The following is a 7,483-nucleotide window of genomic DNA, read 5'->3' on the forward strand; positions in this document are numbered from 1 at the left end:
CATTGAAAAGATGCACATAACCATTTATCGTGTTACGATGGATACTAAGCATACTACCAATCTTGCGATTGCTTAATCCATCCAAATGTAGTGTAAGAATCTGTTTTAAATCCATAAGATCAAGTGTATTGGCCATAACGCTTTTTTATTTGCGATATAGCAGTTTTATCTTGATCTCTCAAACTGGCACAAGTCGAACCGAAATAGTTGGCACAAGTCGAACCGAAAACCTTTGACCAAAATGCCAAACATAGTGGCACATTTTAAACCGAAATCACTGGCACAATGAAACCGAAATCGGTGGCACATTTTGAACCGTTATAGCCAGGCTGGTTTTGGTCGTGCGTTGGCTTTTTGTGTGACCAGCCAATGTGCTTGGCTATGTAGCGGGAATTTCATTGCCAAAGAATAGATTAACATAATCATACGGAATCTTTTCCTGTTCTAATCTCCAATTATTTGTTTTCAACGTTTCATATAGTTTTTGTTCATCTTCAGTCAAATTGGGTAATGTACATATATTCGTTTGGCTACCAGAATCATTTTCGAAGAATTTTTCAAAAGTTTCAGAATCCATTAAAACACTTTTTGTCTGCTGAAAATACCCTCTAAATTGAGATAGAATTTCAAAGCCTTGCGCATCAATATCGCCCCAATAAAGTAAGTCAAGATTGGCAAACCACTGAACATTTTTGAGGTTATAAACGCTATATCCGCTTCCAAATATTGCAACAGCGTCGTTCATTTTGGGTAAAGTCAAAGTTGTATAAAGCGTTGTTTTATTTTCTACTACTAATACTTTTTTAATCGGCAAATTCAATGTTTCAAATTGGCTTACAGGAATAGCAATATCATCAATTCCTGAAAAGAACTTTTCTGCTATTGCTATGTCAAGTACTTTAAACCGAATTTGAGGTTCGGTAAATTTCAAGTTAAATCTTTTTTCGAACTCCTTTTCTTCATTGTTAAGGTGTTCTGATATTAAAATGTTGAGCAATTCTTTGATAAGACCCAGATTGCGTTCAATAAATTTGGTGTGAACTTTAATAGGCAATTCCCTTATGTACAAATTGGGCTTTGGATTTTGTTTAAAGTACCCACATACTTTCAAAATATTCACCCATTCAGCTTGATTGTTAATAACCTTAATGGGGTTTTTGATTATCCAATCTTTTAATTCGGGAAACGCTTTAATGATTGTTGTAACATTCGTTTTAAATAATTCAACTTCTATTTCCTTGCCCAAATACTTCAATAAATCTTTTTCATTATCAAAGAATATTGAGGTTGGTAAATCTTGTAATCCTAACGATTTTGTTTTTACTTGTTGAAATTCCAATGAGTAACCAAATCCTTTTTTTTCTTTTGATTGGCTGATAATTTGTTGAATTTCCTTTTCAAATTCAGGCAATGATGACTTGGTATATGTTTTATCACTACGTATTACTAGTTTTTCAAAAGGTTTATTCTCAACTAAAGATGGAAGAAAAAATGAAATATATTTCCTTTCGGTTTTATCTTTTATTTCTTTGGGTGTAATCATTGTCTCAGATAATTTTCTTTTTCTTCTTTAAATTGTTCAATAGGCATATCATATAACCAAGAATGTCGTTCTTCTTTGCGTTCAACAAAATGGACAAAAGATATATCGTTTTCTACAATGTGAATATTATCACTAGGGGTTACAACCAATAATTGCAAATGAAGTTGCTTGCATAGGGTAATCAAATATCTAGCTTTGTCTTCGTCTTGTGCTTTAAACGCTTCATCAATTGCTATAAAACGGAATGACTTAGGTTCTAACCCTTGATTATAATTTGTTAAACCAAACTGATAGGCGATGGCTGAGCCTAATATTGTATATGTGAGTTGAGCTTTTTCACCACCAGAAAGTTGCCCCATTGCTTCATAAGTTTTAAATTTCTGATTGGTTTCTTTGTAAAACTCTTCAGCTTTGTAACTGAACCAAGAACGAACATCCATTACTTTTTTACGCCACTCTTCTTTATCCAATTTAGAAATTAAAGGTTCAATGTGATTGTAAAAATGATTTTTTCGTCCATCAATAGAAGAATCAACTTCTCTGATGTTGGGAATTGCTTTTTCAAGTAAATTTCTGAACTCTTTTACTTCATCGCTGATTTTATTGGGTGCTACAAGTTGAATATATGTTTGTGGCTTACTTTTGAAATCTATTTCTTTTAATGAGTCGTTCAAATGTTTGATGTTTTCCCTAATAGAATCTGACCAATTTTCAAAAAACATTCTGAAATCACCCACTTTATTGGTAATGGTTTCTTGCAAATAATCATTGAATTTTTTTTCAAATTTTGGAAGATTGTCTTTTCCCAATTTTTCTAAAAATTTTTGATATTCATTGATTAAATCTAAATTGGTAGAATCAGGTAATGAGTTAACATCAGAACGCCAGTCCTTAAATTTGTATTTGATTTCTTCTGACGGTTGTTTAAAATCATTGATTTTGATTCTTACTTCACTTTCTTTTTTTCCTTTCTGTAACTCAAGTTCTCTTGTTTGTTTTGAGTTTTCTTCCTGAAAATTTACTCGACTCGTTTCAATATTGGAGTATTCAATATTTAATAAGTAAGAATATTGTTCTTCAAATACAGAAACATCAACATCCCCAATAGGTTCGAAAATGGCTTTGTTGTCCTTTATTGTGCCTTCTATGTTTTTTTGGGTCTGTTCAGTTTGAAAAATCTCTCTGTCCTTATTTTTTATATCAACTTCCGAAAGCTGTTTTAAATCTGCTTGTACTTTTTCTAACTGTTCTTGCAACTTCTTTACTCGGTCATTAGTCTTTTCTAAAGCTTCTTTCTGTTCGGTTTTATCTTGTATTTCATTGACATAATATTGCCAGTTTATATCATCGAATTTATCATACTTAGAAAACAAATCTTGACATTTATCTCTGAAAGCACCTAGGTTTTTTATTTCAGTGTTTTTATTTGTTATCGCTTTTTTATTCTCAATTTGCTGACTTTGTAAATTATTTAGTTCCTTCTTTAAAGCGGCAATTTTTTCTTTGTTGTCCCAACCTAAAACATAGTTTTCCTTTCTTGTGATGTGCGGTCGGTCGTCCTTTTCGTGCTTCCCTTTTCTGAATTTCACCAATCCGTTTATGGTTATTGCCATTTCAGAATAACGCTCAAATTCTGTAAGATTTTCTACACAAACAAAATCGAATTGACTTTGTAAATAATCCTCAATCCATTCATAATATTGAGTTTTAGGTTTAATATCAATTTTATTAACTATAGATTTTTCGTTAATGTTTTTGTTTTGAAAATTTTTGAGATAGTTTTCTTCGTATTTATCATAGCGTATTCTACCTCTCAAATTATTATTGTTTACATACTTATTTACTTCTGAATAATACCTTGGAGGAATAATCAACCTTAATGCAAAATTGTGAAGCACTTTTTCAATAGAAGATTCCCAAACTAATTCATCTTCCTTTACTTTAACCAATTCTCCGATAAATGGAATTTCTTCTTTCGTAGCTCCTATATTTTCAATGATTTCATCCCTTATTCTTGCTTCATTTACAGGTATATTGTTCTTGTTCGCTTGGAGCGTTTGAATTGTTTTTACTATATCATCGGTGTCTTGTTTTAATTTTTCCTCTTCGGTTTCTAGTGAACGCAGATTTTTATTTTCATCAATAATTTCTTGTTCTGTGCTTTGCTTTAATTGTTTTGCTTTTTCTCTGTTTGCATTAAAAACATCTTCACTTGGATTAGTATTCAATTCAATGCTTTGAGCAATTTTGTTGTAATCGGCAAGCTTGCCAGTTCTTAAATTCTTGCTTTTTTCTAATCTTGCTATTTCAGTTTTCAGTTTTTCAATTTGATTCCCAACTTCATCAGATTTTATTTGTACAGTTAAATCAGTTTCATGATTTTTTAAATCTGTTTCTTTGCTTCGTAATTCAGTTAATTCATCATTCAGTCGTTGTAATCCTTCTTTGCAATTTTCTAATTCCTTATCGCCTAAATCAACACTTTTTTTTGCAAACCAATAAACAGCCATTTCTTTTAATTCTTGTAATCGCTGTAAATCAATTTTAATACTAGAAAGCTTTTGGGCAATTTCATCAATTGGAATTAATTGTCTGATTTGTTCTTTAGCTTTTTCGATGTTTGTTTTAGCATCCATCAAAGTCAAGAAACTTTCTTTTAACTGAATATATTCAGTTTCAGCGTCTTGTTCTTCCAACATATTTGTTCTGATGAATTCGTCTAAATCTTCCAAAACTTTTACGCCAACTACCTGATTAAACAAACTCAACGCTTTAACGGAACGCATTCCAAACAAACTTGACATTCTTTCAGCATAAGTCGTTGGCCCATCGATAAATTCTATTTTCTTTTTTGATGTGTTTGAGTTGTATGTTTTATCCAACCTCCTTTTCCACATTCCTTTTGAATCAAAATCCCGAAAATCGATTTCAATTTCTAGTGATGTATGAGCAATTCCAAATTGTCTGTTTAACTCTCCACTACTACTAAACCAACGAACTTGAAATAATGTGACTTGTTTTAAATCTGTGTTCTTAAAATGAGCAAGGATTACTGAATAGGTACTTTTATCTCTCAACTTCTGAGTAGAAGTTGAACTTTTACCTTCTTCCTGAATGTTTCCATAATGACCCAAAACATAGGTTTCTTCAGTTCGGTCTCCCTTCTTATCAATACCTGATGATTGATTATAAAACCTATCTTTCTTTGCAGGAACCATTAGCGTGAGTAAGGCATCTATGTATGTGCTTTTCCCTGATGCGTTTGCTCCAGTCAGTAAAGAATTGTTTCCCACTGGATTAATTCTAAACACTTTTTCATCAAACGTTCCCCAGTTATAAACTTCCATATATTGAAGTCTGAAACCCGCTTTTTCTGAACTTGTGCTAAACAGACTCAACATATTCATGCAATCTAATTTTGAAATCCTGTAAAATATCCAGTGTTATTTTTTCTTTGATGATTCGGTGAATCTGATATCTCGTTTCGTTGTCTTTTTTATTAATTTCTTTCAAATAACCCAAATCAGCCGCTGCCTTGATGTACTTATCTAGTTCCTTGATAAATTTCGCCCTATTGAATTTTTCAGGAAGAAATAATTCTAATTCGTCTTTTATCTCCGAATTTGTAATAAATTTTTCTGTTGCCAACTGTGTTGGGTTGCTATCAAATTCTTCCAAACTTTGCCTCAGCACAACAAGCACGATTGAGGTTTCAAAACCAATTTGTCGTCTTTGAACTATTCCAAGAGTATTTCCTTCGCTATCTTCAAATTGCTTTACAAATGCAAAGCCTTCATCTTTCTTTACGATTAGTTCTAACCCAATTTGGCTAATGTATTCCTGAATTTCGATTTGATAATTGATTACATCCTCCCATACATTTGAGTTTCGCTCAATAGGTGATTTGAGTAACTTCACAATTGCCTTGCTATATGGTTTAATATTATTCTCTAAACTGCTCATTTGGTTAAAATGATTTCTGGGATTTTAATTTGTTTTTTGTTTTCAGAATCAAACATGATACTTTGAGTTTTTTCTGTGCTGATGATGTGCTTAAATTCCTTTGCAACACCTATATATCCGAATAGTTCAGGTAAACCTTTGTCAAGCCCACCGTAATAATTAACCACATCTAAGAGTGTTGTTTGAGATTTTTCTTTCAGAATATCTTTAATCCTTTTACGCAACAACTCTTTGTCAATATTTGATTGAGAAAACAATTTTACTAAATGATTTGACGAAGTAATATCTTCATCTGCAATTTTCGGTTTGGCCTTATAAGTAATTTCTTCGCTTTGTTCTGTTGTTAATTTACGTTCAAACGGAATAGAAATCTCAATATTGGTTTCCAATACAAATGAAATTTCAGGCTTCTTTTTTGTCTTACTAATCTCTACAAGTTGTTTTTTTATTTCCTGAATGATTGTTTTCGTGGCTTCAGATTTGGAACTCTCGCTTTCACGAATAATACGACTTAATTTTTCTGCCATTTTATCGTTGGCTTTATACACTTTCTGTCCAGCACCGTGAAGATGCTTTTTCATTCCTTTGAGGAATGGGTCATTTACAGTAATTGATTTTTCTTCCAAAGTCCTGTATAATTCTCTTACTAAATTTTCCCATTTATTTTGTAAATCGGGATTTAAAATGAATGACCAAAAAGCGTAAAAACTTTTCCCTTGCTGACTTTCTTTTAACGCATCAAGTGCGTCAAAAGTAAATTCTAAAATGTCGCTTTTAGTCAAACTTTCGTCAGCGTGTTTTTGGTAAATACTTTTCGTGATTTCTTTAAAATTATCCTCTACTTCTTTGAAATCAGATAACAATTCCTTGGCTGATTGATTGATTTGATTGAAACGCGGAACAATTTCAAATTCTTCAAATACTTTTACATCTTCGCCCGTCTTGATGCGTTGAATTTGCTGTTCAATCTCCAATTTCCTTTCTTCTAATATTTGAATGCGTTTTTCAGAATCCTCGTTGGTATTTTCAACCAATTCTTTCAACTGATGTAAGATGTTATTAAATTTTGACTCTGTACCAACAAATTCTTCTTTTTTAAGACTTGCTAACCAATCAATGACTTTACTAGAATGAGAGGAAAGTTCGTAAAATACTTCACCTTGTTCATCTGGGTAATTAGTCAAAAAACCCCTGTTTGTCCAATTTGAGATATATTTTTTTGCTTTTATTTCGTAGGAGTCAAATATCTCAATGTCGCTTTCATCGTCCTTTTCTATTTTTCTGTAGTCTAAGAAATCTGCAAGTTGGGTTATGATTCTTTCTTCTGATATAGCCCCTTGTTGGTTTGAAAATGTATTTATAAGAAATACTATTATAGCTTCCCTGTTTCTTAATCGTAGAAGCTCTACGCTTGGAGAGTTATTTAATATTTCTGTAATTTTTTCAACATCAATCATTCTGTGACATTCTTGGTGCGTTGGCAAGAAAACAGCTCTTTTGCAAGCTGAAGCTTTGGCTCGTGTGTCGGGGCTTGCAAATGTGCTGTTTTGTGCGTTAGCTGTTCATTATATCTCTTTTTTCTCACTACAAAATTACCACTGTCGTTTCTTTCTTAGGCTTGTTGGTAACGTCCATGTTTATGAGCCGTGCGTCTCAGAATTTTCTTCCATCGGTTCGAAAATTTCCCGCATGGCTTATAAACACTGTTAGGGGGCTTTCCATTTTTTTTAATCAAATCGTTAAAAATCTATCTTAAAAATAGGAATTTTCTTGAATTTCATGGATTTTCAGTGTGATAATCCGAATAATCTACGCTCTAAATGGTATTGGCGGTATTGAAATTATAGATGAACTCATCAAATATCATCTTTCTCAGACCTCTAAATTGACCGCCGAAACTGTTGATTTTCTCAAATTTACATGAATATCCGTCGTTAAAATCTTAAAAAATATGGAATTAATCCGCAATATTTAATT

Annotated in this window: 4 protein-coding genes; all 4 read right to left on the bottom strand. The window is 32.2% G+C overall.

Annotated features, from left to right (window positions below):
• Positions 1-379: 379 nt before the first annotated feature.
• From B5X70_RS17110 to B5X70_RS17125, 4 genes are read right to left on the bottom strand one after another with little or no spacing between them, the layout of a single operon-like run.
• The gene (locus tag B5X70_RS17110) at positions 380-1,543 is read right to left on the bottom strand and encodes a Wadjet anti-phage system protein JetD domain-containing protein (RefSeq protein ID WP_079559129.1); all 1,164 of its coding nucleotides are present in this window, start codon (positions 1,541-1,543) and stop codon (positions 380-382) included.
• Complete coding sequence (locus B5X70_RS17115; RefSeq protein ID WP_198314182.1) at positions 1,540-4,950, bottom strand: ATP-binding protein; 3,411 nt, start codon at positions 4,948-4,950, stop codon at positions 1,540-1,542. The genes B5X70_RS17110 and B5X70_RS17115 overlap by 4 nt, the downstream gene beginning before the upstream one ends.
• The gene (locus B5X70_RS17120) at positions 4,928-5,506 is read right to left on the bottom strand and encodes a DUF4194 domain-containing protein (RefSeq protein WP_079559130.1); all 579 of its coding nucleotides are present in this window, start codon (positions 5,504-5,506) and stop codon (positions 4,928-4,930) included. Before B5X70_RS17120 ends, B5X70_RS17115 begins: the two co-directional genes overlap by 23 nt.
• Positions 5,503-6,963, bottom strand: a complete 1,461-nt coding sequence (locus tag B5X70_RS17125; RefSeq protein WP_079559131.1) for a DUF3375 domain-containing protein — start codon at positions 6,961-6,963, stop codon at positions 5,503-5,505. The genes B5X70_RS17120 and B5X70_RS17125 overlap by 4 nt, the downstream gene beginning before the upstream one ends.
• Positions 6,964-7,483 lie beyond the last annotated feature (520 nt).

The organism is Alkalitalea saponilacus (genome assembly GCF_900168165.1).
GTDB classification, from domain to species: Bacteria; Bacteroidota; Bacteroidia; order Bacteroidales; family Marinilabiliaceae; genus Natronoflexus; species Natronoflexus saponilacus.